At 71.7% G+C, this 24,429-nt stretch carries 20 protein-coding genes; 17 read left to right on the plus strand and 3 right to left on the minus strand.

Translation table 11 applies throughout. From position 1 onward, the window contains the following. Position 1: 1 nt before the first annotated feature. The gene (gene nusB / locus ACSYGN_RS33770; RefSeq protein ID WP_460402421.1) at positions 2-430 is read left to right on the plus strand and encodes a transcription antitermination factor NusB; all 429 of its coding nucleotides are present in this window, start codon (positions 2-4) and stop codon (positions 428-430) included. Positions 431-600: 170 nt separating this feature from the next. Here the strand turns inward: nusB and bldD are convergent, their stop codons facing one another. Then, positions 601-1,104, minus strand: a complete 504-nt coding sequence (gene bldD, locus ACSYGN_RS33775; RefSeq protein WP_460402423.1) for a transcriptional regulator BldD — start codon at positions 1,102-1,104, stop codon at positions 601-603. 250 nt (positions 1,105-1,354) lie between these two features. On the opposite strand from bldD, the gene pyrR reads away from it, so the two are divergent. The 14 genes from pyrR (at position 1,355) to ACSYGN_RS33845 (ending at position 18,382) form a co-directional block, all read left to right on the plus strand. Further along, on the plus strand, positions 1,355-1,972 hold the full coding sequence (pyrR, locus tag ACSYGN_RS33780; RefSeq protein WP_460402425.1) for a bifunctional pyr operon transcriptional regulator/uracil phosphoribosyltransferase PyrR: 618 nt from the start codon (positions 1,355-1,357) through the stop codon (positions 1,970-1,972). A 206-nt stretch (positions 1,973-2,178) separates the two neighbouring features. Beyond that, complete coding sequence (locus ACSYGN_RS33785; RefSeq protein WP_460402427.1) at positions 2,179-3,159, plus strand: aspartate carbamoyltransferase catalytic subunit; 981 nt, start codon at positions 2,179-2,181, stop codon at positions 3,157-3,159. A gap of 5 nt (positions 3,160-3,164) precedes the next feature. Beyond that, on the plus strand, positions 3,165-4,460 hold the full coding sequence (locus ACSYGN_RS33790) for a dihydroorotase (RefSeq protein WP_460402429.1): 1,296 nt from the start codon (positions 3,165-3,167) through the stop codon (positions 4,458-4,460). Then, positions 4,457-5,032 (plus strand): PH-like domain-containing protein, encoded by a 576-nt coding sequence (locus ACSYGN_RS33795; RefSeq protein WP_460402431.1) that lies wholly within the window; start codon positions 4,457-4,459, stop codon positions 5,030-5,032. The genes ACSYGN_RS33790 and ACSYGN_RS33795 overlap by 4 nt, the downstream gene beginning before the upstream one ends. Beyond that, positions 5,029-6,171: a glutamine-hydrolyzing carbamoyl-phosphate synthase small subunit gene (carA, locus tag ACSYGN_RS33800; RefSeq protein WP_460402433.1), complete on the plus strand. Its 1,143-nt coding sequence runs from the start codon at positions 5,029-5,031 to the stop codon at positions 6,169-6,171. The genes ACSYGN_RS33795 and carA overlap by 4 nt, the downstream gene beginning before the upstream one ends. Continuing rightward, positions 6,164-9,481, plus strand: coding sequence for a carbamoyl-phosphate synthase large subunit (gene carB / locus ACSYGN_RS33805; protein WP_460402435.1), 3,318 nt, complete (start codon positions 6,164-6,166; stop codon positions 9,479-9,481). The genes carA and carB overlap by 8 nt, the downstream gene beginning before the upstream one ends. A gap of 90 nt (positions 9,482-9,571) precedes the next feature. Further along, entirely contained in the window at positions 9,572-10,678 is a 1,107-nt protein-coding gene (locus ACSYGN_RS33810; RefSeq protein ID WP_460402437.1) for a quinone-dependent dihydroorotate dehydrogenase, read from the plus strand. Further along, positions 10,675-11,520 carry an orotidine-5'-phosphate decarboxylase gene (gene pyrF / locus ACSYGN_RS33815; RefSeq protein ID WP_460402439.1) on the plus strand — a complete coding sequence of 282 codons (846 nt, stop codon included), beginning with the start codon at positions 10,675-10,677 and terminating at the stop codon, positions 11,518-11,520. The genes ACSYGN_RS33810 and pyrF overlap by 4 nt, the downstream gene beginning before the upstream one ends. A 305-nt stretch (positions 11,521-11,825) precedes the next feature. Continuing rightward, positions 11,826-12,149 carry an integration host factor gene (locus tag ACSYGN_RS33820; RefSeq protein ID WP_003977346.1) on the plus strand — a complete coding sequence of 108 codons (324 nt, stop codon included), beginning with the start codon at positions 11,826-11,828 and terminating at the stop codon, positions 12,147-12,149. Between the two features lie 58 nt (positions 12,150-12,207). After that, positions 12,208-12,801, plus strand: a complete 594-nt coding sequence (gmk, locus tag ACSYGN_RS33825) for a guanylate kinase (RefSeq protein ID WP_460402442.1) — start codon at positions 12,208-12,210, stop codon at positions 12,799-12,801. 159 nt (positions 12,802-12,960) lie between these two features. Continuing rightward, positions 12,961-13,230, plus strand: coding sequence for a DNA-directed RNA polymerase subunit omega (gene rpoZ, locus ACSYGN_RS33830; protein WP_023842852.1), 270 nt, complete (start codon positions 12,961-12,963; stop codon positions 13,228-13,230). 221 nt (positions 13,231-13,451) lie between these two features. Continuing rightward, positions 13,452-14,654, plus strand: coding sequence for a bifunctional phosphopantothenoylcysteine decarboxylase/phosphopantothenate--cysteine ligase CoaBC (coaBC, locus tag ACSYGN_RS33835; protein WP_460402444.1), 1,203 nt, complete (start codon positions 13,452-13,454; stop codon positions 14,652-14,654). 237 nt (positions 14,655-14,891) lie between these two features. Further along, positions 14,892-16,100: a methionine adenosyltransferase gene (gene metK / locus ACSYGN_RS33840; protein ID WP_460402446.1), complete on the plus strand. Its 1,209-nt coding sequence runs from the start codon at positions 14,892-14,894 to the stop codon at positions 16,098-16,100. A gap of 131 nt (positions 16,101-16,231) precedes the next feature. Next, positions 16,232-18,382: a primosomal protein N' gene (locus tag ACSYGN_RS33845; RefSeq protein ID WP_460402448.1), complete on the plus strand. Its 2,151-nt coding sequence runs from the start codon at positions 16,232-16,234 to the stop codon at positions 18,380-18,382. A gap of 169 nt (positions 18,383-18,551) precedes the next feature. Here the strand turns inward: ACSYGN_RS33845 and ACSYGN_RS33850 are convergent, their stop codons facing one another. Then, positions 18,552-19,094: a hypothetical protein gene (locus ACSYGN_RS33850; protein WP_460402450.1), complete on the minus strand. Its 543-nt coding sequence runs from the start codon at positions 19,092-19,094 to the stop codon at positions 18,552-18,554. Between the two features lie 318 nt (positions 19,095-19,412). On the opposite strand from ACSYGN_RS33850, the gene fmt reads away from it, so the two are divergent. Both fmt and ACSYGN_RS33860 read left to right on the plus strand, forming a co-directional pair. Beyond that, the gene (gene fmt / locus ACSYGN_RS33855) at positions 19,413-20,345 is read left to right on the plus strand and encodes a methionyl-tRNA formyltransferase (protein WP_460402452.1); all 933 of its coding nucleotides are present in this window, start codon (positions 19,413-19,415) and stop codon (positions 20,343-20,345) included. Between the two features lie 259 nt (positions 20,346-20,604). Next, a complete protein-coding gene (locus tag ACSYGN_RS33860) occupies positions 20,605-22,023 on the plus strand; it encodes an RsmB/NOP family class I SAM-dependent RNA methyltransferase (protein ID WP_460402454.1) in 1,419 nt (472 codons plus the stop codon). 101 nt (positions 22,024-22,124) lie between these two features. Here the strand turns inward: ACSYGN_RS33860 and ACSYGN_RS33865 are convergent, their stop codons facing one another. Further along, positions 22,125-24,296 (minus strand): MMPL family transporter, encoded by a 2,172-nt coding sequence (locus ACSYGN_RS33865; protein ID WP_460402456.1) that lies wholly within the window; start codon positions 24,294-24,296, stop codon positions 22,125-22,127. Positions 24,297-24,429 lie beyond the last annotated feature (133 nt).

Here is a 24,429-nt window from a genome sequence, read left to right on the forward strand (position 1 = left end):
CGTGGCTGCCCGCAACACGGCCCGCAAGCGTGCCTTCCAGATCCTCTTCGAGGGCGACCAGCGCGGAGCCGACGTCCTGACGGTCCTCGCGGACTGGATCCGGCTCTCCCGGACGGACGACCGGCAGCCACCGGTGAGCGAGTACACGATGCAACTCGTCGAGGGCTACGCGGTACACGCGAACCGCATCGACGAGCTGATCGCGCAGTACTCGGTCGGCTGGACGCTCGACCGGATGCCGGTCGTCGACCGCAACATCCTGCGGCTCGGGGCCTATGAGCTGATCTGGGTCGACGGGACGCCGGACGCCGTCGTCCTCGACGAGATGGTGCAGCTGGCGAAGGAGTTCTCCACGGAGGAGTCGCCGTCGTTCGTCAACGGCCTGCTCGCCCGTCTGAAGGACCTCAAGCCCTCGCTGCGCCGGGACTGACCCGGCGACCGACTCCGCTGTGTGACGTTCCTCACGTGGCCCGCCGGCGGGAGTGAGCCGCGTCGCATCACGGAGGGCATACGCAAACCGCCGGGGTGGCCGGAAACCGAATCGGTTTCCGGCCACCCCGGCGGTACGTTTCTGCGTCCCCGGCCGGGCGGCCGGGGCGGTCAGCCCTCCTCGTGGCTCGCGACCGCGCGGCGTGCGTCCGCGTCCAGCACTCCCCAACTGATCAGCTGCTCGGTGAGGACCGAGGGCGACTGGTCGTAGATGACGGCCAGGGTGCGCAGGTCGTCCTGGCGGATCGACAGCACCTTGCCGTTGTAGTCACCGCGCTGGGACTGGATCGTCGCCGCGTAGCGCTGGAGCGGGCCCGCCTTCTCGACCGGCACATGGGCCAGCCGCTCCAGGTCCAGAACCAGCTTCGGCGGCGGCTCGGCGGCCCCTCCGGGGGTGGTGCCAGGCAGCAGCTCCTGCACCGGAACGCCGTAGAAATCCGCCAGTTCGGCAAGACGCTGCACGGTGACGGCGCGGTCCCCGCGCTCGTACGAACCGACCACGACGGCCTTCCAACGACCCTGGGACTTCTCCTCGACACCGTGGAGGGAAAGGCCCTGCTGGGTGCGGATGGCCCGGAGCTTGGCCCCGAGCTGTTTGGCGTATTCGCTGGACATAAGGCTCCCGGACACTGTCGACGCGGCTGGCCGTGTTTCCAGTCCGCGCGGCTGGTAACTCAGTGTGAGGTTACGCAGCGTGACTCCGCTGCGTCAAGCCGAACGGGCCACACCGACGCTTCCGTGGCAGTGATGACCGGTTGCGCCAAGGGGGTGAACCGCGCTCCCACCTGGGGCTGCTACCGTGGGCGGCGCACATCCGGCGTCCTTTAACGTCCGTCCAGTGAGGCGGAGAAGGAGGTCCGTCCCCATGGACGAACAGTACGAGCAGTCCGAACAGACCCAGCAGGACGATCAGGCCGCCGCGCCCGACGCCCGGCCGGTCCTCGAAGCCCCCGACATCGCGCGGGTGCTCACCCGCATCGCCCACGAGATCGTCGAACGCGCCAAGGGCGCCGACGACGTGGTGCTCCTCGGCATCCCGACCCGCGGCGTCTTCCTCGCCCAGCGGCTCGCCGCCAAGCTCGAACAGGTCACCGGACAGAAGATCCCGGTGGGCTCCCTCGACATCACCATGTACCGCGACGATCTGCGGATGCAGCCGCCGCGCGCGCTGGCCCGCACGGACATCCCCGCCGACGGCATCGACGGCCGCCTGGTCGTCCTCGTCGACGACGTGCTCTTCTCGGGCCGCACCATCCGCGCCGCCCTCGACGCCCTGAACGACATCGGGCGCCCCCGCGCGGTCCAGCTCGCGGTCCTCGTCGACCGGGGCCACCGCGAACTGCCCATCCGGGCCGACTACGTCGGCAAGAACCTCCCCACGTCGCTGCGGGAGACGGTCAAGGTCCTGCTCGACGAGGAGGACGGCCGCGACACCGTGCTGCTCGGCGCCAAGCGGACCGCCCAGGGCGCCCGCCGCCCGTAGCCGCAGCACCCCGGCTCACGCCCCCAGAGACGTGCCCGCGCGCTCCCGCGCGCCCGCATGCCCGCACGGCGCCCCGGGACGCGGCACAGCGCCCCCTGACGCCTGCCCGGCCGCCTCTGCCGGGGCCTCGCCGCGCCCTGCCCTCCCGCGGGGCACGCCCGGCCCCCCCCGTTCCCCCTGAAACGCCCAGCCACGGAGCCTGAAAGATGCAGCGTCATCTCATCTCGGCCGCCGATCTCACCCGCGACGACGCCGTCCTGATCCTCGACACCGCCGAGGAGATGGCCCGGGTCGCGGACCGGCCCATCAAGAAACTGCCGACCCTGCGCGGCCGTACCGTCGTCAACCTCTTCTTCGAGGACTCCACGCGCACCCGGATCTCCTTCGAGGCCGCCGAGAAGCGCCTGTCCGCCGATGTGATCAACTTCTCCGCCAAGGGATCGAGCGTGTCCAAGGGCGAGTCCCTCAAGGACACCGCCCAGACCCTGGAGGCGATGGGCGTCGACGCCGTCGTCATCCGGCACGGCGCCTCCGGAGCCCCCTACCGCCTCGCCAACTCCGGCTGGATCGACGCCGCCGTCATCAATGCCGGCGACGGCACCCACCAGCACCCCACCCAGTCCCTCCTGGACGCCTTCACCATGCGCCGCCGGCTGGTCGGCCGGGAGGCCGGACTCGGCCACGACCTGTCCGGCAGGCGCATCACGATCGTCGGCGACATCCTGCACAGCCGCGTCGCCCGCTCCAACGTCGACCTGCTGCACACCCTGGGCGCCGAGGTCACCCTGGTCGCCCCGCCCACCCTCGTCCCGGTCGGCGTCGAGACCTGGCCCTGCGAGGTGTCGTACGACCTCGACAGCACGCTTCCCAAGTCCGACGCGGTGATGATGCTGCGCGTCCAGCGCGAGCGCATGAACGCCGCCTTCTTCCCCACCGAGCGCGAGTACTCCCGGCGCTACGGCCTCGACGCCGACCGCATGGCGAAGATGCCCGAGCACGCCATCGTGATGCACCCCGGCCCGATGGTGCGCGGCATGGAGATCACCGCCGAGGTCGCCGACTCCGAGCGCTGCACCGTCGTCGAGCAGGTCGCCAACGGCGTCTCCATCCGGATGGCCGTGCTGTACCTGCTGCTCGGTGGCATGGAACCTGCCGTCACCCACACCCGCGTCACCGAGGAGAAGTAACCCCCATGAGCAAGATCCTGATCCGTGGTGCGCAGGTGCTCGGCGGCGAGCCGCAGGACGTCCTCATCGACGGCGCCGTGATCGCGGCCGTGGGCGGCGCGCTGTCCGCGAAGGACACCGAGGGCGCCGAGGTCGTCGAGGCCGGTGGCAAGGTGCTGCTGCCGGGCCTCGTCGATCTGCACACCCATCTGCGCGAGCCCGGCCGCGAGGACTCCGAGACCGTCCTCACCGGCACGCGCGCGGCTGCGAGCGGCGGCTTCACGGCCGTCTTCGCCATGGCCAACACCTTCCCCGTGGCCGACACCGCGGGTGTGGTCGAGCAGGTCTACCGGCTCGGTCAGGAGGGCGGCTACTGCGACGTCCAGCCCATCGGCGCCGTCACCGTCGGCCTGGAGGGCAGGAAGCTCGCCGAGCTGGGCGCCATGCACGAGTCGGCGGCCGGGGTCACCGTCTTCTCCGACGACGGCAAGTGCGTCCACGACGCCGTCATCATGCGGCGCGCCCTGGAGTACGTGAAGGCGTTCGGCGGTGTCGTCGCCCAGCACGCGCAGGAGCCCCGGCTCACCGAGGGCGCCCAGATGAACGAGGGCGTCGTCTCCGCGGAGCTGGGCCTGGGCGGCTGGCCGGCCGTCGCCGAGGAGTCGATCGTCGCGCGCGACGTGCTGCTCGCCGAGCATGTCGGCTCCCGGGTGCACATCTGCCACCTCTCCACCGCCGGGTCCGTCGAGATCGTCCGCTGGGCCAAGTCCCGCGGCATCGACGTCACTGCCGAGGTCACCCCGCACCACCTGCTCCTCACCGACGAACTGGTGCGCAGCTACAACCCGGTCTACAAGGTCAACCCGCCGCTGCGCACCGAGCGCGATGTGCACGCCCTGCGCGAGGCGCTCGCCGACGGCACGATCGACATCGTCGCCACCGACCACGCCCCCCACCCGCACGAGGACAAGGACTGCGAGTGGGCCGCCGCCGCGATGGGCATGGTGGGGCTGGAGACCGCGCTGTCGGTGGTCCAGGAGACCATGGTGGACAGCGGGCTCCTCAGCTGGGCCGAGGTGGCCGACCGCATGTCCTTCGCGCCCGCCAGGATCGGCCGGGCCAAGGGCCACGGCCGCCCCGTCTCGGCAGGTGAGCCCGCCAACCTCACGCTCGTCGACACGGCATACCGTGGCGGGGTCGATCCCGCGGGCTTCGCCTCGCGCAGCCGCAACACTCCGTACGAGGGGCGTGAGCTGCCGGGCCGTGTGACCCACACGTGGCTCCGGGGCAAGGCCACGCTCTTCGACGGGAAACTCACGTGACAGCTGGAACCCCGCTCGCCGCCGACCTCCTCGCCGCCGCGAAGAAGTCGGCGGAGGTCACCGACTGGGCCGCCCGCATCGGGTGGCTCGTCGGCCTCGTCCTCTTCGTCGCCCTCGTCTGGTGGCTGATGCGCGAGGGCTGGAAATGGCGCGCGACCCTCCAGGGCGACCTGCCCGAGTTGCCCACGGTGCCGGAGGACCCCGGCCCGGCGAGACTGAGCATGAGCGGCCGCTACCACGGCTCCACCACCGCCGGGCAGTGGCTGGACCGCATCGTGGCGCGCGGCCTGGGCACCCGCAGCAGGGCCGAGCTCACCCTCACCGACGCGGGCCTCGACGTCGTACGCCCCGGGGCGGCCGACTTCTTCGTCCCAGCCGCCGCGCTGCGCGGTGCCCGGCTCGACAAGGGCATCGCGGGCAAGGTCCTCACCGAGGGCGGACTCCTCGTGGTGACCTGGGCGCACGGCGACCGGCTGATCGACTCCGGGTTCCGCTCCGACCGGTCGGCCGAGCACACCGAGTGGGTCGGCACGCTGAACGAGATGATCAACAAGACGGAAGGCGCACGATGACAACCTCCACCCGGGGAGCCTCCAGGGTTCCCGCCGTGCTCGTCCTGGAGGACGGCCGTACCTTCCGCGGCCGCGCCTACGGGGCCGTGGGGGTGACCTTCGGCGAGGCTGTGTTCTCGACCGGGATGACCGGCTACCAGGAGACCCTCACCGACCCGTCGTACCACCGCCAGGTCGTCGTGATGACCGCCCCGCACATCGGCAACACCGGCGTCAACGACGAGGACCCCGAGTCGCAGCGCATCTGGGTTGCCGGCTATGTCGTGCGCGACCCCGCGCGCGTGCCCTCCAGTTGGCGGGCCCGGCGCTCGCTGGACGAGGAACTGCGCCACCAGGGCGTCGTCGGGATCTCCGGCATCGACACGCGCGCGCTGACCCGCCATCTGCGCGAGCGCGGCGCCATGCGCGTGGGCATCTTCTCCGGCAACGCGCTGCCCGACGAGGGCACCATGCTCGCCGAGGTCCGCCAGGCCCCCGAGATGACCGGCGCCGACCTGTCCGCCGAGGTCGCCACGAAGGAGGCGTACGTCGTCCCGGCCGTCGGGGAGAAGCGGTTCACCGTCGCCGCCGTCGACCTCGGCATCAAGGGCATGACCCCGCACCGTATGGCCGAACGCGGCATAGAGGTGCACGTCCTGCCCGCCACCGCGACCGTCGAGGACGTCTACGCGGTGCACCCGGACGGTGTGTTCTTCTCCAACGGCCCCGGCGACCCCGCCACCGCCGACCACCCGGTCTCCGTCATGCAGGCCGTCCTGGAGCGCGGCACGCCCCTGTTCGGCATCTGCTTCGGCAACCAGATCCTCGGCCGCGCCCTCGGCTTCGGCACCTACAAGCTGAAGTACGGCCACCGCGGCATCAACCAGCCCGTGCAGGACCGTACGACGGGCAAGGTCGAGGTCACCGCGCACAACCACGGCTTCGCCGTCGACGCCCCCCTCGACAAGGTCTCCGACACGCCGTACGGCCGCGCCGAGGTCTCCCACGTCTGCCTCAATGACGACGTGGTGGAGGGCCTCAGGCTCCTGGACCGCCCGGCGTTCAGCGTCCAGTACCACCCCGAAGCGGCCGCGGGCCCGCACGACGCCGCCTACCTGTTCGACCGCTTCACATCTCTGATGGAGGGCCAGCGTGCCTAAGCGCACCGATATCCAGTCCGTCCTGGTCATCGGCTCCGGCCCGATCGTCATCGGCCAGGCCGCCGAGTTCGACTACTCCGGCACCCAGGCGTGCCGTGTTCTGAAGTCCGAGGGCCTGCGCGTCGTCCTGGTGAACTCCAACCCGGCGACGATCATGACCGATCCGGAGATCGCCGACGCCACCTATGTCGAGCCGATCACCCCCGAGATCGTCGAGAAGATCATCGCCAAGGAGCGGCCCGACGCCCTGCTGCCCACCCTGGGCGGCCAGACGGCGCTCAACACGGCGATCCGGCTCCACGAGAACGGTGTCCTCGCCGAGTACGGCGTCGAGCTGATCGGCGCCAATGTGGAGGCGATCCACAAGGGCGAGGACCGCGACCAGTTCAAGCTCGTCGTCGAGGCGGTCCGCGAGAAGACCGGCCACGGCGAGTCCGCACGCTCGGTCATCTGCCACACCATGGACGACGTCCTTGCGGGCGTGGCGCATCTGGGCGGCTACCCGGTCGTCGTACGACCCTCCTTCACCATGGGCGGCGCAGGCTCCGGCTTCGCCCACGACGAGGACGAACTGCGCCGTATCGCGGGCCAGGGCCTCGCCCTGTCGCCGACCACCGAGGTGCTCCTGGAGGAGTCCATCCTCGGCTGGAAGGAGTACGAGCTGGAGCTGATGCGCGACAAGCACGACAACGTCGTGGTCGTCTGCTCCATCGAGAACTTCGACCCGATGGGCGTGCACACCGGCGACTCGATCACCGTCGCCCCGGCGATGACGCTGACCGACCGCGAGTACCAGATCCTGCGCGACATCGGCATCGCCGTCATCCGCGAGGTCGGCGTCGACACCGGCGGCTGCAACATCCAGTTCGCGGTGGACCCCGAGGACGGCCGGGTCATCGTCATCGAGATGAACCCGCGCGTGTCGCGGTCCTCGGCCCTGGCCTCCAAGGCGACCGGCTTCCCGATCGCCAAGATCGCAGCCAAGCTCGCCGTCGGCTACACGCTCGACGAGATCCCCAACGACATCACCCGCGAGACCCCCGCCTCCTTCGAACCGACGCTCGACTATGTGGTCGTCAAGGCGCCCCGCTTCGCGTTCGAGAAGTTCCCGCAGGCCGACTCGACGCTGACCACCACCATGAAGTCCGTCGGCGAGGCCATGGCCATCGGCCGCAACTTCACCGAAGCCTTCCAGAAGGCGCTGCGCTCCCTGGAGAAGAAGGGCAGCCAGTTCCTCTTCGGCGGTGAGCCCGGCTCCGCCGGGAACAAGGACGAGCTGCTGCGCGAGGCCGCCCGCCCCACCGACGGCCGGGTCAACACCGTCATGCAGGCCATCCGCGCGGGCGCCACCCAGGAGGAGATCCACGAGGCCACCAGGATCGACCCCTGGTTCGTCGACCAGCTCTTCCTGATCAAGGAGATCGCCGACGAACTCGCCGCGTCGCCCGAGCTGACCCCCGAGCTGCTGTCCGAGGCCAAGCGGCACGGCTTCTCCGACCAGCAGATCGCCCGGATCCGCGGGCTGCGCGAGGACGTGGTGCGCGAGGTGCGCCACGCGCTGGGCATCCGCCCGGTCTACAAGACGGTCGACACCTGCGCCGCCGAGTTCGCCGCGAGCACGCCGTACTTCTACTCCTCCTACGACGAGGAGAGCGAGGTCGCGCCGCGCGAGAAGCCCGCCGTGATCATCCTGGGCTCCGGGCCCAACCGCATCGGCCAGGGCATCGAGTTCGACTACTCGTGCGTCCACGCCTCCTTCGCGCTGAGCGACGCGGGCTACGAGACGGTGATGGTCAACTGCAACCCGGAGACCGTCTCCACCGACTACGACACCTCCGACCGGCTGTACTTCGAGCCGCTGACACTGGAGGACGTGCTGGAGATCGTCCACGCCGAGACCCAGGCAGGGCCGGTCGCGGGCGTCCTCGTCCAGCTCGGCGGCCAGACGCCGTTGGGCCTCGCCCAGGCCCTCAAGGACAACGGGGTGCCGATCGTGGGCACATCCCCGGAGGCCATCCACGCCGCCGAGGACCGCGGCGCCTTCGGGCGCGTCCTCGCCGAGGCGGGCCTGCCCGCGCCCAAGCACGGCACCGCCACCACCTTCGCCGAGGCCAAGGCCATCGCCGACGAGATCGGCTACCCGGTCCTGGTCCGGCCGTCGTACGTGCTCGGCGGGCGCGGCATGGAGATCGTCTACGACGAGACCCGCCTCGCCGTCTACATCGCCGAGTCGACCGAGATCAGCCCCTCCCGGCCGGTCCTCGTCGACCGGTTCCTCGACGACGCCATCGAGATCGACGTCGACGCCCTCTACGACGGCCGGGAGCTCTACCTCGGCGGCGTCATGGAGCACATCGAGGAGGCCGGCATCCACTCCGGCGACTCCGCCTGCGCCCTGCCCCCGATCACCCTCGGCGGCTACGACATCAAGCGGCTGAGGGCCTCCACGGAGGCCATCGCCCGCGGTGTCGGCGTGCACGGTCTGATCAACATCCAGTTCGCCCTGGCGGGTGACATCCTCTACGTCCTGGAGGCCAACCCGCGCGCGTCCCGCACGGTGCCCTTCACCTCCAAGGCGACCGCCGTGCCGCTCGCCAAGGCCGCCGCACGCATCTCGCTCGGCGCGACCATCGCAGAGCTGCGCGCCGAGGGACTGCTCCCGGCCCGGGGTGACGGCGGCGAACTGCCGCTCGACGCGCCGATCTCCGTCAAGGAGGCCGTCATGCCGTGGACGCGCTTCCGCGACATCCACGGCCGCGGCGTCGACACCGTCCTCGGCCCGGAGATGCGCTCCACCGGCGAGGTCATGGGCATCGACTCCGTCTTCGGCACCGCGTACGCCAAATCGCAGGCCGGCGCCTACGGCCCGCTGCCCACCAAGGGCCGTGCGTTCATCTCGGTCGCCAACCGCGACAAGCGCTCGATGATCTTCCCGGCCCGTGAGCTCGTCGCCCACGGCTTCGAACTGCTCGCGACCTCCGGCACGGCTGAGGTCCTCAAGCGCAACGGCATCCACGCGACCGTCGTGCGCAAGCTGTCCGACGGCCCGGGACCGGCCGGTGAGAAGACGATCGTCCAGCTGATCCACGAGGGCGAGATCGACCTGATCGTCAACACGCCGTTCGGCACCGGCGGCCGTCTCGACGGCTACGAGATCCGGACGGCGGCCGTGGCGCGTTCGGTGCCCTGCCTGACCACGGTGCAGGCCCTCGCGGCGGCCGTCCAGGGCATCGACGCCCTCAACCACGGCGACGTGGGCGTCCGCTCCCTCCAGGAACACGCCGAACATCTGACCGCGGCCCGCGACTGACGGCTGGGAAGGGGGACACCGGGAAACGGTGTCCCCCTTCCCATGAGCCCCCTGAGCCTTCGCGTCCCAAGAGCCTTCTAGGACACCACCATGTACAGACTCTTCTTCCACCTGGTCTTCAAGCACATGGACCCGGAAGTGGCGCACCACCGCGCCTTCCGCTGGATCCGCCTCGCGGCGCGTGTACCGGTGCTGCGAACCTTCCTCGCCGCCGCCCTCGCGCCCCGCCACCGGGAACTGCGCACCGAGGCGCTCGGGCTGCGCATGCACGGCCCCTTCGGGCTCGCCGCCGGTTTCGACAAGGACGCCGTCGCGATCGACGGGATGGCGATGCTGGGCTTCGACCATGTCGAGATCGGCACCGTGACCGGCGAGGCCCAGCCGGGCAACCCGAAGAAGCGGCTGTTCCGCCTGGTGCCCGACCGGGCGCTGATCAACCGCATGGGCTTCAACAACGACGGCTCCCTGCGAGTCGCCGCCCGGCTGGCCTCCCGTGAGCCGGTGTTCAAGGCCGTGGTGGGCGTCAACATCGGCAAGACCAAGACCGTCCCCGAGGCGGACGCGGTCGCCGACTACGTGAAGTCGGCCGAGCGCCTGGCGCCGTACGCCGACTACCTCGTCGTGAACGTCTCGTCCCCGAACACCCCAGGCCTGCGCAACCTCCAGGCCACCGAGGCGCTGCGCCCGCTGCTGACCGCCGTCCGCGAGGCCGCCGACCGCACCGCCGCCCACCGCAGGGTGCCGCTGCTGGTGAAGATCGCCCCGGACCTCGCCGACGAGGACGTCGACGCCGTCGCCGACCTCGCCGTCGAACTCGGCCTGGACGGCATCATCGCCACCAACACCACCATCGCGCGCGAGGGACTCGGCCTGACGTCCTCGCCGTCGGTGGTGAGGGAGACCGGCGGGCTGTCCGGCGCACCCCTCAAGGAGCGTTCCCTGGAGGTGCTGAGGCGCCTCTACGCGCGCGTGGGCGACCGGATCACCCTGGTGGGCGTCGGCGGCGTGGAGACCGCCGAGGACGCCTGGCAGCGCATCCTCGCGGGCGCCACGCTCGTCCAGGGCTACACCGCCTTCATCTACGAGGGCCCCTTCTGGGCCCGCGCCATCCACAAGGGCCTCGCCGCACGCCTGCGCACCAGCCCGTACGCCACCCTCGCCGACGCGGTCGGCGCCGACGTCAGGAAGCCCGCATGACCGCCCTCGAACCCTTCGGCGCGCGGTTGCGCCGGGCCCTGGACGAGCGTGGCCCGCTGTGCGTCGGCATCGACCCGCACGCCTCGCTGCTCGCCCAGTGGGACCTCGCGGACGACGTCGCCGGGCTGGAGCGCTTCAGCCGCACCGTGGTCGAGGCGACGGCCGAGAGGGTCGCCGTCCTCAAGCCGCAGAGCGCCTTCTTCGAGCGGTTCGGCTCACGCGGCTGGGCCGTGCTGGAACGGACCGTCCAGGACGCCCGGGCGGCCGGTGCCCTGGTCGTCATGGACGCCAAGCGCGGCGACATCGGCTCCACCATGGCCGGGTACGCCGAGGCGTTCCTGCGCCCCGGCGCCCCGCTGTTCTCGGACGCACTCACCGTCTCCCCGTACCTCGGCTACGGCTCGCTCAGCCCGGCGGTCGCGCTGGCCCGGGAGAGCGGCACCGGCCTGTTCGTGCTGGCGCTGACCTCCAACCCGGAGGGCGGCGAGGTGCAGCACGCGGTGCGCGCCGACGGGCGCACGGTGGGGGCGACGATGCTGGCCCACCTGGCTGCCGAGAACACGGGGGAGACCCCGATGGGCTCCTTCGGGGCCGTCGTCGGCGCCACGCTGGGTGATCTGTCGTCGTACGACCTGGAGATCAACGGTCCGCTCCTCGCGCCCGGTGTCGGCGCCCAGGGAGCCACTCCGGCCGATCTTCCGAGGGTGTTCGGCGCCGCGCTGCCCCAGGTGGTGCCGAACGTCAGCAGGGGTGTGCTGCGGCACGGGCCCGGTGTCGTCGCGCTGCGTGACGCCGCGGATCGTTTCGCGGAGGAGATCCGGCTCGCCCGGGCGGCGGCCTGAGCCTGGTGGGCGCCTGTTCGGGCCGATCGGAGGACGGATTCCTTGGCCCCGGAGTCAGAATACATCCTCAAATCATGGGCAATTTGTCCAAAATGTCGGGCCTGGCGCAGGCTGACCAGGACTTTTCCGCTGTTCTCGCTGACTCCGGCGCACTTGACCGCTAGTCTCCGAGCAGTGGAGACACCTCCCGTGCCCTCCAGGCAGCGGGGGAGGGCAAGCGTGTTGCTCGTGGCTCCCCAGGTGTGGGGCGACTAGGTTCCTCACCGGTCCGTATCCGACAGTTCGACATCCGAGGTGACGTAGGCGTGGCTCTTCCGCCCCTTACCCCTGAACAGCGCGCAGCCGCGCTCGAAAAGGCCGCCGCGGCTCGCCGGGAGCGGGCCGAGGTCAAGAATCGACTCAAGCACTCCGGCGCCTCCCTGCACGAGGTCATCAAGCAGGGCCAGGAAAACGACGTCATCGGCAAGATGAAGGTCTCCGCCCTGCTCGAGTCGCTGCCGGGCGTGGGCAAGGTCCGCGCCAAGCAGATCATGGAGCGACTCGGCATCTCCGAGAGCCGCCGGGTACGCGGCCTCGGCTCCAACCAGATCGCTTCCCTGGAGCGTGAGTTCGGCAGCACGGGCTCCTGAGTCCGGGTGCCCGGGACGTCAGTCCCGGGCATGCCGCGATTGCTGGAATAATCGCGGCATGGCTGCAACACCCCGGGGGACGACCCCCGTACCTCCGGACGCACGTCCGCGGCTGACCGTGCTCTCCGGCCCCTCCGGGGTCGGCAAGAGCACGGTCGTCGCCCATATGCGCAAGGCTCACCCCGAGGTGTGGCTCTCGGTGTCGGCGACGACCCGAAAGCCCCGCCCCGGCGAGCGGCACGGAGTTCACTACTTCTTCGTCACCGACGACGAGATGGACAAGCTCATCGCCAACGGGGAACTGCTGGAGTGGGCCGAGTTCGCGGGCAACCGCTACGGCACGCCGCGAGCGGCCGTGCTGGAGCACCTGGAGGCCGGCGTGCCGGTCCTCCTGGAGATCGACCTCCAGGGCGCCCGGCAGGTCCGCGAGACCATGCCGGAGGGCCGTCTGGTGTTCCTGGCACCTCCCTCCTGGGAGGAGCTGGTACGCCGGCTCACCGGCCGCGGCACCGAGGCGCCCGAGGTCATCGAGCGGCGTCTCGACGCCGCGAGGGTCGAGCTGGCGGCCGAGCCGGAGTTCGACATGACGCTGGTCAACACCTCCGTCGAGGACGTGGCGCGCGAGCTGCTAGCCTTGGTGGACGTTGTGTGATGGTGACTCCTGCGCCGGTCCTCCGAGGAACCGGGCCTCGGCTCCACCGGGCCCTGTTTCCATGGGGCCCAGTCTCCAGGGGGCCTTGCCTCTACGGGGGCGGCGGCGGACCACCGGGTCACACCGACTGATTCTTTCCCATCCATCGGAAGGTAGAGCGTGTCCTCTTCCATCACCGCGCCCGAGGGCATCATCAACCCCCCGATCGACGAGCTCCTCGAGGCCACCGACTCGAAGTACAGCCTCGTGATCTACGCGGCCAAGCGGGCCCGCCAGATCAACGCGTACTACTCGCAGCTCGGCGAGGGCCTCCTCGAGTACGTCGGTCCGCTCGTAGACACCCATGTCCACGAGAAGCCGCTCTCGATCGCCCTGCGCGAGATCAACGCGGGTCTGCTGACGTCCGAGGCCATCGAGGGCCCGGCGTAGCAGTTCCGGCACGACGTCCGGCGGCGTGAGTCCGTCGGCGAGGTCGGCGGTTCGAGTCCGGCGGGGTTGGTGCCGTGTCGTGAATGCGGCACAGCGTCGGTCATACTTTCGTACCGCGCATGAGTTTTCCACAGGCCCGACAGCACCATGTCGGGCCTGTGGTGTGTGATGGGGACGTGCGCCCGTCATCCGGCGCACGGGAGCCGAGACCGGGAGAGACGGTGGACAAGCCGAAGGTCGTACTGGGCGTCAGTGGCGGCATCGCCGCGTACAAGGCCTGTGAGCTGCTCAGAAGGTTCACCGAGTCGGGCCATGACGTGCGGGTCGTGCCCACCGCCGCCGCCCTGCACTTCGTCGGCGCCGCCACCTGGTCCGCCCTGTCCGGCAACCCCGTCGCCACCGAGGTCTGGGACGACGTCCAAGAGGTCCCCCACGTCCGCATCGGCCAGCACGCCGATCTGGTCGTCGTCGCCCCGGCCACCGCCGACATACTGGCCAAGGCCGCCCACGGCCTCGCCGACGACCTCCTGACCAACACCCTGCTCACCGCCCGTTGCCCGGTCGTCTTCGCTCCCGCCATGCACACCGAGATGTGGGAGCACCCGGCGACCAGAGAGAACGTGGCCACGCTGCGACGGCGCGGCGCCCTCGTGATCGAACCGGCCGTCGGCCGCCTCACCGGCGTCGACACCGGCAAGGGACGGCTGCCCGACCCGGCCGAGATGTTCGAGGTCTGCCGCCGGGTGCTCGTCCGCGGTGTCACCGAGCCGGACCTCGCCGGGCGGCATGTCGTGGTCAGCGCCGGAGGCACCCGTGAACCCCTCGACCCGGTGCGTTTCCTCGGCAACCGCTCCTCCGGCAAGCAGGGCTACGCCCTCGCCCGCACCGCGGCCGCCCGTGGCGCCCGGGTGACGCTGGTCGCGGCCAACACCGGGCTGCCGGACCCGGCGGGGGTGGATGTCGTCCCGGTGGAGACGGCGGTGCAACTGCGCGAGGCGGTGCTGAAGGCCGCCGCGGACGCCGACGCGGTCGTGATGGCGGCCGCCGTCGCCGACTTCCGCCCGGCGGTCTACGCGGCCGGGAAGATCAAGAAGAAGGACGGGCAGGACCCGGAGCCGATCGTGCTCGTACGGAATCCGGACATTCTCGCGGAGATCTCCGCCGACCGCGCCCGCCCCGGACAGGTGGTCGTCGGCTTCGCCGCCGAGACGGACGACGTGCTCGCCAACGGCCGCGTCAAACTCGCCCGGAAGGGCTGTGACCTCCTCGTGGTCAACGAGGTGGGTGAGCGCAAGACGTTCGGCTCCGAGGAGAACGAGGCCGTCGTGCTTGGCGCCGACGGCACCGAGACCCAGGTGCCCCACGGACCGAAGGAGGCCCTGGCCGAAACCGTGTGGGACCTGGTGGCACAGCGTCTGCGGTGAACGGCTGTTGCGCTGCGTTACCCTCCCGTACACCGTAGATTCGGGCGTGGCTACCCTGGCGAACCGGCCCGGGGAGCGGGCAGAATGCCCGTGCCGCAGGTCACGGCGTTCCCGAGAGGTGAGACGCCGAGGCCGGTGGCAGAGTGCGACCGATAAACTGTTCTCGGACGACGCCGGGTGCAGCCCCGTCCGTCCACCCATGATCAGACAGCAGCCGCTGCAACCACAGGGAGCGTTGTGTCCCGTCGCCTGTTCACCTCGGAGTCCGTGACCGAAGGTCACCCCGACAAGATCGCTGACCAGATCAGCGACACCATTCTCGACGCGCTCCTGCGGGAGGACCCGACCTCCCGGGTCGCCGTGGAGACGCTGATCACGACCGGTCTGGTGCATGTGGCCGGCGAGGTCACCACGAAGGCCTACGCCGACATCGCCACGCTGGTCCGCAACAAGATCCTCGAGATCGGCTACGACTCCTCCAAGAAGGGCTTCGACGGCGCCTCCTGCGGTGTCTCGGTGTCCATCGGCGCTCAGTCGCCGGACATCGCCCAGGGCGTCGACAGCGCGTACGAAAAGCGGGTCGAGGGCGACGACGACGAACTCGACAAGCAGGGCGCGGGCGACCAGGGCCTGATGTTCGGCTACGCGACGGACGAGACGCCGACGCTGATGCCGCTGCCGATCTTCCTCGCGCACCGGCTTGCCGCCCGCCTCACCGAGGTCCGCAAGAACGGCACCATCCCCTACCTGCGGCCCGACGGCAAGACGCAGGTCACCATCGAGTACGACGGCGACAAGGCCGTCCGCCTCGACACCGTGGTCGTCTCCTCGCAGCACGCCTCCGACATCGACCTGGAGTCCCTGCTCGCTCCCGACATCCGCGAGTTCGTCGTCGAGCCGGAGCTGAAGGCCCTGCTGGACGAGGGCATCAAGCTGGAGACCGAGGGCTACCGGCTGCTGGTCAACCCGACCGGCCGTTTCGAGATCGGCGGCCCGATGGGCGACGCGGGTCTGACCGGCCGCAAGATCATCATCGACACGTACGGCGGCATGGCCCGCCACGGCGGCGGTGCCTTCTCGGGCAAGGACCCGTCCAAGGTGGACCGCTCGGCGGCGTACGCGATGCGCTGGGTCGCCAAGAACGTGGTCGCCGCGGGCCTCGCCGCCCGCTGCGAGGTCCAGGTCGCCTACGCCATCGGCAAGGCCGAGCCCGTCGGCCTGTTCATCGAGACCTTCGGCACCCACAAGATCGAGACCGAGAAGATCGAGAAGGCGATCGACGAGGTCTTCGACCTCCGTCCCGCCGCGATCATCCGCGACCTCGACCTGCTGCGCCCGATCTACGCCCAGACCGCCGCCTACGGCCACTTCGGCCGTGAGCTGGCCGACTTCACCTGGGAGCGCACGGACCGCGTGGACGCCCTGCGCAAGGCCGTCGGCTTGTAAGGACGGTCAGGACCGCGGGCGCTTCACTCAGCCGCTCGCGGGACTCTGCGGGACTCTTACGGGGCCCGGTGCTCCCTGCGGGGGCGCCGGGCCCCGTCGGCTTGTCAGTGCGGTTTGGTAGGAATGCAGACATGAGCGGCCGGAACGGGATGTCGGGCGGCGGCGGGGAAGGTGCGCCGCCCGAGCAGCTCGCCCTCATCCGGGAGAGCGTGCGCAAGGCCCGGGAACCGCGGGCCAAACCCAGGACCTGGCGGAACGCCGAGCTGGCCGAACGGCTGCCGGTCGCCCGGGTCCTCGTGGACAAGGGAGTGCTCCACCTCGACCGGTACTTCGACTACGCCGTCCCGGCCGCGCTGGACGCCGACGCGCAGCCCGGGGTGCGGGTGCGGGTGCGGTTCGGCGCCGGACGGCACAGGGTGCGCGACGGCCGGCGTGAGGGCGGCGGACTGATCGACGGGTTCCTCGTCGAGCGCCGCGCCGAGAGCGACTACGCCGGTCCGCTCGCCGCGCTCGCCCAGGTCGTCTCACCCGAGCGGGTGCTCAGCGAGGAACTGCTCGGCCTGGCCCGCGCCGTCGCCGACCGCTACGCGGGCAGCCTGGCCGACGTCCTCCAACTGGCCGTACCGCCGCGCAGCGCCAGGGCCGAGCAGCGGGAGTCGCCCGCGCCGCTGCCCACGCCCCCGCGACCGGCGCCGGGATCCTGGGCCCGCTACGAGCACGGCCCGGCGTTCCTGGACGCGCTGGCCTCGGGTGGTGCACCCCGGGCCGTCTGGAACGCGCTGCCGGGAGCGCTGTGGAGCGCCGAGGCGGCCACCGCGGTCGCCGCGACCCTCGCCTCCGGCCGCGGCGCGCTCGTCGTCGTCCCCGACGGGCGGACCGCCGCCCGGGTGGACGCCGCCCTCACCGCGCTGCTCGGCGAGGGGCGGCACGCCCTGCTCACCGCCGACGCCGGGCCCGAGAAGCGCTACCGGCAGTGGCTCGCCGTACGACGCGGCTCCGTCCGGGCCGTGGTGGGCACACGGGCCGCGATGTTCGCTCCGGTGCACGACCTCGGCCTGGTCGCCCTCTGGGACGACGGGGACGACAGCCACAGCGAGCAGCACGCGCCGCAACCGCATGCCCGTGAGGTGCTGCTGCTGCGCGCCTCGCTCGACAAGTGCGCGTTCCTGCTGGGCAGCTGGAGCTGCACCGTCGAGGCCGCCCAACTGGTGGAGAGCGGCTGGGCGCGCCCCCTGGTCGCCGCCCGGGAGCAGGTACGGGCCGCCGCACCGCTGGTACGGACCGTCGGCGACGAGGACGTGGCGCGTGACGAGGCCGCCCGCGCCGCCCGGCTGCCCAGCCTCGCCTGGCAGGTGGCCCGCGACGGGCTGCGGCACGGGCCGGTGCTGGTGCAGGTGCCCCGGCGCGGCTATGTGCCGCGGACGGCCTGCGCGCAGTGCCGTACCGCGGCCCGCTGCCGGCACTGCGCGGGACCCCTGGAGGCACGCGACGGTGGGGCGCTCGGCTGCGGCTGGTGCGGGCGCGCGGAGGACGACTGGCACTGCCCGGAGTGCGGTGCGCGGCGGCTGCGGGCGCAGATCGTCGGGGCGCGGCGGACCGCGGAGGAACTGGGGCGGGCCTTTCCCGCCGTACCGGTGCGCACCTCGGGGCGTGAGCATGTGCTCGACACCGTGCCGGGCACCCCCGCACTCGTCGTCAGCACACCGGGCGCCGAACCCGTCGCCGAGGGCGGCTACGCGGCGGCGCTGCTGCTGGACGGCTGGGCGATGCTGACCCGACCCGATCTGCGTGCCGGTGAGGACGCGCTGGGCCGCTGGATCTCGGCGGCCTCGCTGGTGCGGGAGCAGCCGGCGGGCGGCACGGTCGTCGTGGTCGCCGAGCCGACGCTGCGCCCGGTGCAGGCGCTGGTGCGCTGGGACCCCGTCGGCCACGCGCTGCGCGAACTGGCCGAGCGGGCCGAACTGGGCTTCCCCCCGGTCTCCCGGATGGCCGCCGTCTCCGGTCCGCCCGAGGCACTGGCGGACTTCCTGACGGCCGCCCAACTGCCGCCCGACGCCGAGCTACTGGGCCCCGTACCGCTGCCGCCCGCCCCCGTCGCCGGCCCCCGCCGCACCGGAGGACCGCCTCCCGGCGAGCACTGGGACCGAGTCCTGATCCGTGTCCCCCCGGGCAGCGGAACGGCCCTGGCCACCGCCCTGAAGACCGCTCAGGCCGCCCGGACGGCCCGCGGCAGCGGCGAGACGCCGGTACGGGTACGGATCGATCCGCCGGACATCGGGTGAGCGGGGCAGGAGCCGGGCGACGCTCGGCAACCGCTGCGGTTCGGGACTGAGTTCGTCGGCTCGGGGCTGAGTTCGCCGAACGGAGACGGGATCACGCCGGCACACAGATGCGCCCTCCCGGTCGTGCGGAACCGGAAGGGCGGGGGATCCCGGGGTGGTTGGCGGGGTGTCAGCCGTTGCGGGGGCCGGGGAAGGGGGCCGGACGGGGTTCGTCGCGGAGGGTGGGGCTGCCCGCGGTGGGCTGGGTCGGCATGGTGCGGGCCGCGGGAACCGTCGGCACCGTGGGGAGATGGGTGGTCACATTGACCGTGCGGGGGCCCGACGGCTCGGTGGACCGCTCCGCCTCGGCCGCCGCCTGGGTCCCGGTCCGGCGCGCGCCGTAACGGCGGTGTACCGCCTGCTTGGTGACCCCGAGCGCGGAGCCCACCGCGTCCCACGAGAAGCCGAGCGAGCGGTCGAAATCCACTGCGGCCGTGACCAGGGTCTCGACACTGTCCCGCAGTTCCTGGGCGAGACGGACCGTCGGGGCGGGGGCGCGTCCGTAGACGACGAAGCCCGTGGTGGGGCCGGAGCGGCGCGGGCGGTAGACGTTGCCCAGTTGGGCGGTGAGCGTGCGCAGCGCGTCCACCTGCCGGCGGACCCGCTCGATGTCCCGCACCAGCAGGTGCAGGCTGGCCCGGGCCTGGGCGTCGTGGGTTGCGTGGTCGGCCATGAACAAGCCTCTCGAACCGGCGTTGAAAGGAATCGGGCCGCGAAGGCGGTCCTGTGGGGGTGGGCGGGGTCAACTCTTTCTTTCTGTGGTCAACTCTTTCTTGACCAACGCACAGGAGCCCCGCTGGTCACGGTGTGGGGGCGTGTACGTACATGCGTACGCCGGTGTTCCCGCCCGCGCACCACCTGTCGCACCACCCGGGGGACAGGTGTCCGTACCGCCGTGGGGACGGGCCGCGCGATCGGTGATCGTCCGTGCGGGGCCATAGACTTGGGGGCTGCCCACCGTCGTCACCGCCCGAGAGGCCCCAGCCCGCTCATGAAGCTCGTCTTCGCCGGTACCCCCGAGGTAGCCGTTCCCGCCCTGGAAGCCCTGATCGCCTCCGGGCGCCACGAGGTCGCCGCCGTGGTCACGCGCCCCGACGCGCCGGCCGGCCGGGGCCGCAGGCTGGTCGCCTCTCCGGTGGCCGAGCGAGCCGAGGAGGAGGGGATCGAGGTGCTGAAGCCGGGCAGGCCGCGTGACCCGGAGTTCCTGGAGCGGCTCGCGGCGATCGCCCCCGACTGCTGCCCCGTCGTCGCCTACGGCGCTCTGCTGCCCCGCGTCGCCCTCGACATCCCGGTGCACGGCTGGGTCAATCTGCACTTCTCGCTGCTGCCCGCCTGGCGCGGCGCCGCCCCCGTGCAGCACTCCCTGATGTCGGGCGACGAGATCACCGGCGCCTCCACCTTCCTCATCGAGGAGGGCTTGGACTCGGGACCCGTCTACGGCACCGTCACCGAGGCGATCCGCCCCACCGACACCAGCGGCGACCTGCTGACCCGTCTCGCCCTCGCCGGTGCCGGACTGCTGGCGGCCACGATGGACGGCATCCAGGACGGCACCCTGAAGGCCGTCCCGCAGCCCGCCGACGGCGTCACCCTCGCCCCGAAGATCACCGTCGAGGACGCCCGGATCGACTGGACGACCCCGGCGCTGCGCGTCGACCGGGTGGTGCGCGGCTGCACCCCGGCGCCCGGCGCCTGGACAGTCTTCCGCGGCGAGCGGCTCAAGCTCGTCCAGGCCACGCCTGTGCCCGGCCGGACCGGCCTCGCGCCCGGACAGCTCGCGGTCACCAAGCACAGCGTCCACGTGGGCACCGGTTCCTACGCCGTCGAGCTGCTGTGGGTGCAGCCCCAGGGCAAGAAGCCGATGCGCGCCGCCGACTGGGCCCGCGGTGTGCGGATCGCCGAGGGCGAGCGGCTCGGCGGCTGACGAACGGCGCGCGACACCGTACAGCGGTGGCCGTGCACCGGGTGTCCGTACAACGGCCCGCACAGCGGGTGGCCGTACGGGCACGGTGCGGGACCCGCGGCCGGTGACCGTACGGCCACGCGGCGCGCCGTACGGTGGGTAACCGCACGTCGGGCGCGGCCCCTTCCTCGCTGTCCGCAGACCGCGCGCCGGGTGGCACGGCGACCGGTGCGACGTAGGCTTGGGGCGAACCCGCACTGACATCCGGAGCACCTTTTTCGTGAACGACCAGCCCCGCAGGCCCAGCAAGCCCGGCAAACCCTACCGCCGGCCGCAGAAGGACCCCGTCCGCATCCTCGCCTTCGACGCCCTGCGGGCGGTGGACGAACGGGACGCGTACGCCAACCTCGTACTGCCGCCGCTGCTGCGCAAGGCACGGGAGAAGGGCGGCTTCGACGGCCGGGACGCGGCGCTGGCCACCGAGCTCGTCTACGGGACGCTGCGGAGGCAGGGGACGTACGACGCGATCATCGCCTCCTGTGTGGACCGGCCGCTGCGGGAGGTCGACCCGCCGGTGCTCGATGTGCTCAGCCTGGGTGTGCACCAACTGCTGGGCACCCGCATCCCGAGCCACGCCGCAGTCTCCGCCACCGTCGAGCTCGCCCGCGTGGTCCTCGGCGACGGACGCGCGAAGTTCGTCAATGCGGTACTGCGCAAGGTCGCTCAGCACGACTTGGACGCCTGGCTGGACAAGGTCGCGCCGCCGTACGACGACGACCCCGAGGACCATCTCTCCGTCGTGCACTCGCACCCCCGCTGGATCGTCTCCGCGCTGTGGGACGCCCTGGGCGGCGGACGCAACGGCATCGAGGACCTCCTGGAGGCGGACAACGAGCGGCCCGAGGTGACCCTGGTCGCCCGTCCCGGCCGCGTAGACCCCGAGGAACTCCTGCGCGAGGACGCCGCGGTGCCCGGCCGCTGGTCGCCGTACGCCGTGCGGCTCACCGAGGGCGGCGAGCCCGGCGCCGTGGACGCCGTACGGGAGGGGCGCGCGGGTGTCCAGGACGAGGGCAGCCAGCTCGTCGCGATCGCCCTGGCCGACGCACCGCTCGACGGGCCCGACAAGGCATGGCTCGACGGCTGCGCCGGACCCGGTGGCAAGGCCGCCCTCCTCGGCGCCCTCGCCGCGGAGCGCGGCGCCGTGCTCCTCGCTTCCGAGAAGCAGCCGCACCGGGCGGGGCTCGTCGCCAAGGCCCTGCACGGCAACCCCGGGCCCTACCAGGTGATCGCCGCCGACGGCATGCGCCCGCCATGGCGGCCCGGCGTCTTCGACCGGGTGCTGATGGACGTGCCCTGCACCGGTCTCGGCGCCCTGCGCAGGCGCCCCGAGGCACGCTGGCGGCGCCGTCCCGAGGACCTCGAAGGATTCGCGCCCATCCAGCGCGGACTGCTGCGCAGCGCCCTCGACGCCGTGCGAGTGGGCGGCGTGGTCGGCTACGCCACCTGCTCGCCCCATCTCGCCGAGACCCGCGCGGTCGTCGACGACGTGCTCAAGCAGTACCCCGGGGCCGAACTGATCGACGCCCGCCCGCTGCTGCCCGGCGTACCGGCGATCGGAGACGGCCCGGACGTCCAGCTGTGGCCGCATCTGCACGGCACCGACGCCATGTATCTGGCGCTGATCAGACGGACGGCCTGAGCCCGTGGAAGGGACGGCCTGAGCCCAGGGTCGGCCTGAGCCCAGGGTCGGCCTGAGTCCAGTACGGGTGACCGGCGCGACGGGGCGACTCGGCGCGCCCCTCAGCTCCCTGGCTGCCGCACGCCCGCCCCCGGTTCCTGCGTCGGCACCGCCGCTCGTTCGTCCGCGCCGTCGCGGTGGGACAGACGGTGCGGCCACCACACCTTCTTGCCCACGTCGAGGAAGAGCGACGTGACCAGCACGGACCGCACCACAAGGGTGTCCAGCAGCACACCGAGGGCGACCGCGAAGCCGATCTCGGCGAAGCCCACCATGGGCAGGGTGCCGAGCGCGGCGAAGGTGCCCGCGAGGACCAGGCCCGCCGAGGTGATCACCGCGCCCGTCGCGGCGAGGCCGGTCACCACCCCCTTCCGCGTGCCCTGCCGGACCGCCTCCTCGCGGATGCGGGTGGTCAGGAAGATGTTGTAGTCGATGCCCAGCGCCACCAGGAACACGAAGACGAACAGCGGGAACGCCACGTCCTCGCCCGCGTAGTCGAAGAGGTACCGGAAGGCCAGGGCGCTCAGGCCCAGGGCGCTCGCCAGCGACAGCACCACCGTGCCGACCAGCAGCAGCGGCGCCACCACGGCGCGCAGCAGGGCACCGAGGACGAGCAGGACGACGGTCAGGACCAGCGGGATGACCACGTAGTTGTCATGGGCCTGGGCGTTCTCCATGTCCAGCAGGGCGGCCGTGCCTCCGCCGACCTCGGCGTCGGCCCCGGGCACGGCGTGCACCGCCGTCCGCACCCGCTCGACGGTCCCCTTGGCGGCGGAGCTGTCGGACGGGGCGCGCATGGTGGCCTCCACCAGCACCTTGCCGTCGTAGAGCGGAGCCGTGCCGGGGGGTATGCCGATGCTGGTCGGCACGACACCCCTGTCGGCGGCGACCGTACGGCCCACCTGCACGGCCTGCGCCCGGTTCATGACGATCACCAGCGGATCGCCGGTGCCTGCCGGGAAGTACCTCGCGGACACCTGCTGGCCGACGATCGAGTCGGGTTTGTCGGTGAACGCGTCGGCATTGGGGATGCCGTCGGCGCGCAGTTGGATCAGGCCGAGGGAGAGCACAGCGAGCACACCCGCCGTGAGGACCCACACCATGCGCGGACGACGGGAGAAGCGCCGGCCCATCCGGGCCCACACCCCGCTCTTGGTCGGGTCGGCGGAGCCGAAGTGGGGGATCGCGGGCCAGAAGATCCAGCGCCCGAAGAGCAGCAGCAGCGCCGGGAACAGCGTCAGCATCGCCGCCAGTGCCACGGTGACGCCGATGGCGGCGACCGGGCCGAGGCCGCGTGTGGAGTTCATCTGCGCGGCGAGCAGCACCAGCATGCTCAGCACCACCGTCGCCCCGGAGGCCAGTACGGCCGGGCCCGCGCGGTTCATCGCCAGCACCATCGCCTCGTGCCGGTCCTCGTGACGGCGCAGTTCTTCCCGGTAGCGGGCGACCAGCAGCAGTGCGTAGTCGGTGCCCGCGCCGAAGACGAGCACGGTCAGGATGCCGGCGCTCTGACCGTTCACGGTCAGCCCGGCATGCCGGGCCAGCAGATAGATCAACGCCTGTGCGGTGAACAGTGCGGCGATCACGCCGAGCAGCGGCACGAACAGCAGGGTGGGGCTGCGGTAGGTGATCAGCAGCATCACGATCACCACGGCCATCGCGGAGAACAGCAGCGTGGAGTCGATGCCCTTGAACGCCTTGGCGGAGTCGGCCGCGGTGCCGCCGGGCCCGGTGATGTGCACGGCCAGACCGTGGTTGCCGTGTCCGACCACGGCGCGCATGGAGTCGACGGCGGGCTCGATGCGCTGCCAGCCGGAGGCGTTCATGGTGATGGGGACGGAGATCTGGGCGGCCCGCGGTGCCACCCGCCGGTCGAAGAAGGGCCCCTGGGTCTGCGCGCCGCGCACCCCGTGGGCGCGCAAGGTCCGCAGCTCGGCCGCGTCGTGCGTGATCTGTGCCCGGTCCGCCGCGGTGAGCCCGCCGGGGCGGGCGTAGACGACGACGGCGGGGATCTGCTCCGGCCGGAACTTCTCCGAGAGATTCAGGACCTGGGTGGACTCGGCGCTCTTGGGCAGCCAGGACTGGGCGTCGTTGTCCTGTGCGTCGCTGAGCTTCATCCCGAGCGGTGCGGCGATCACCAGGATCACCAGCCACAGGGCGACCACCACCCACTTGGAGCGCCGCCCGCACACGAACCCGATGGCGTTCCGCTTCCACGTCTCAAGATGCCGCATCGCCGCTACCCCCGTGGCGGTCCCTGGTGCAACCCGACCGACCAGCATGACACGGGGGCCGGGGTCGGGTCATGGGCTGAACGTCCCAGGTCCGGACCAGGGGGAAGAAACCCTTCCGGGCATGGCAGGCTTG

Source organism: Streptomyces sp. YIM S03343 (assembly GCF_054729195.1).

What these genes read in the sequence shown, in the direction of transcription:
- ACSYGN_RS33850 (WP_460402450.1), bottom strand. Translation starts at nt 19,094, where the DNA reads ATGGCCGACCACGCAACCCACGACGCCCAGGCCCGGGCCAGCCTGCAC.
- gmk (WP_460402442.1), top strand. Translation starts at nt 12,208, where the DNA reads ATGGCTGCAACACCCCGGGGGACGACCCCCGTACCTCCGGACGCACGT.
- fmt (WP_460402452.1), top strand. Translation starts at nt 19,413, where the DNA reads ATGAAGCTCGTCTTCGCCGGTACCCCCGAGGTAGCCGTTCCCGCCCTG.
- ACSYGN_RS33785 (WP_460402427.1), top strand. Translation starts at nt 2,179, where the DNA reads ATGCAGCGTCATCTCATCTCGGCCGCCGATCTCACCCGCGACGACGCC.
- bldD (WP_460402423.1), bottom strand. Translation starts at nt 1,104, where the DNA reads ATGTCCAGCGAATACGCCAAACAGCTCGGGGCCAAGCTCCGGGCCATC.
- pyrF (WP_460402439.1), top strand. Translation starts at nt 10,675, where the DNA reads ATGACCGCCCTCGAACCCTTCGGCGCGCGGTTGCGCCGGGCCCTGGAC.
- pyrR (WP_460402425.1), top strand. Translation starts at nt 1,355, where the DNA reads ATGGACGAACAGTACGAGCAGTCCGAACAGACCCAGCAGGACGATCAG.
- ACSYGN_RS33865 (WP_460402456.1), bottom strand. Translation starts at nt 24,296, where the DNA reads ATGCGGCATCTTGAGACGTGGAAGCGGAACGCCATCGGGTTCGTGTGC.
- ACSYGN_RS33845 (WP_460402448.1), top strand. Translation starts at nt 16,232, where the DNA reads ATGAGCGGCCGGAACGGGATGTCGGGCGGCGGCGGGGAAGGTGCGCCG.
- carA (WP_460402433.1), top strand. Translation starts at nt 5,029, where the DNA reads ATGACAACCTCCACCCGGGGAGCCTCCAGGGTTCCCGCCGTGCTCGTC.
- ACSYGN_RS33810 (WP_460402437.1), top strand. Translation starts at nt 9,572, where the DNA reads ATGTACAGACTCTTCTTCCACCTGGTCTTCAAGCACATGGACCCGGAA.
- ACSYGN_RS33790 (WP_460402429.1), top strand. Translation starts at nt 3,165, where the DNA reads ATGAGCAAGATCCTGATCCGTGGTGCGCAGGTGCTCGGCGGCGAGCCG.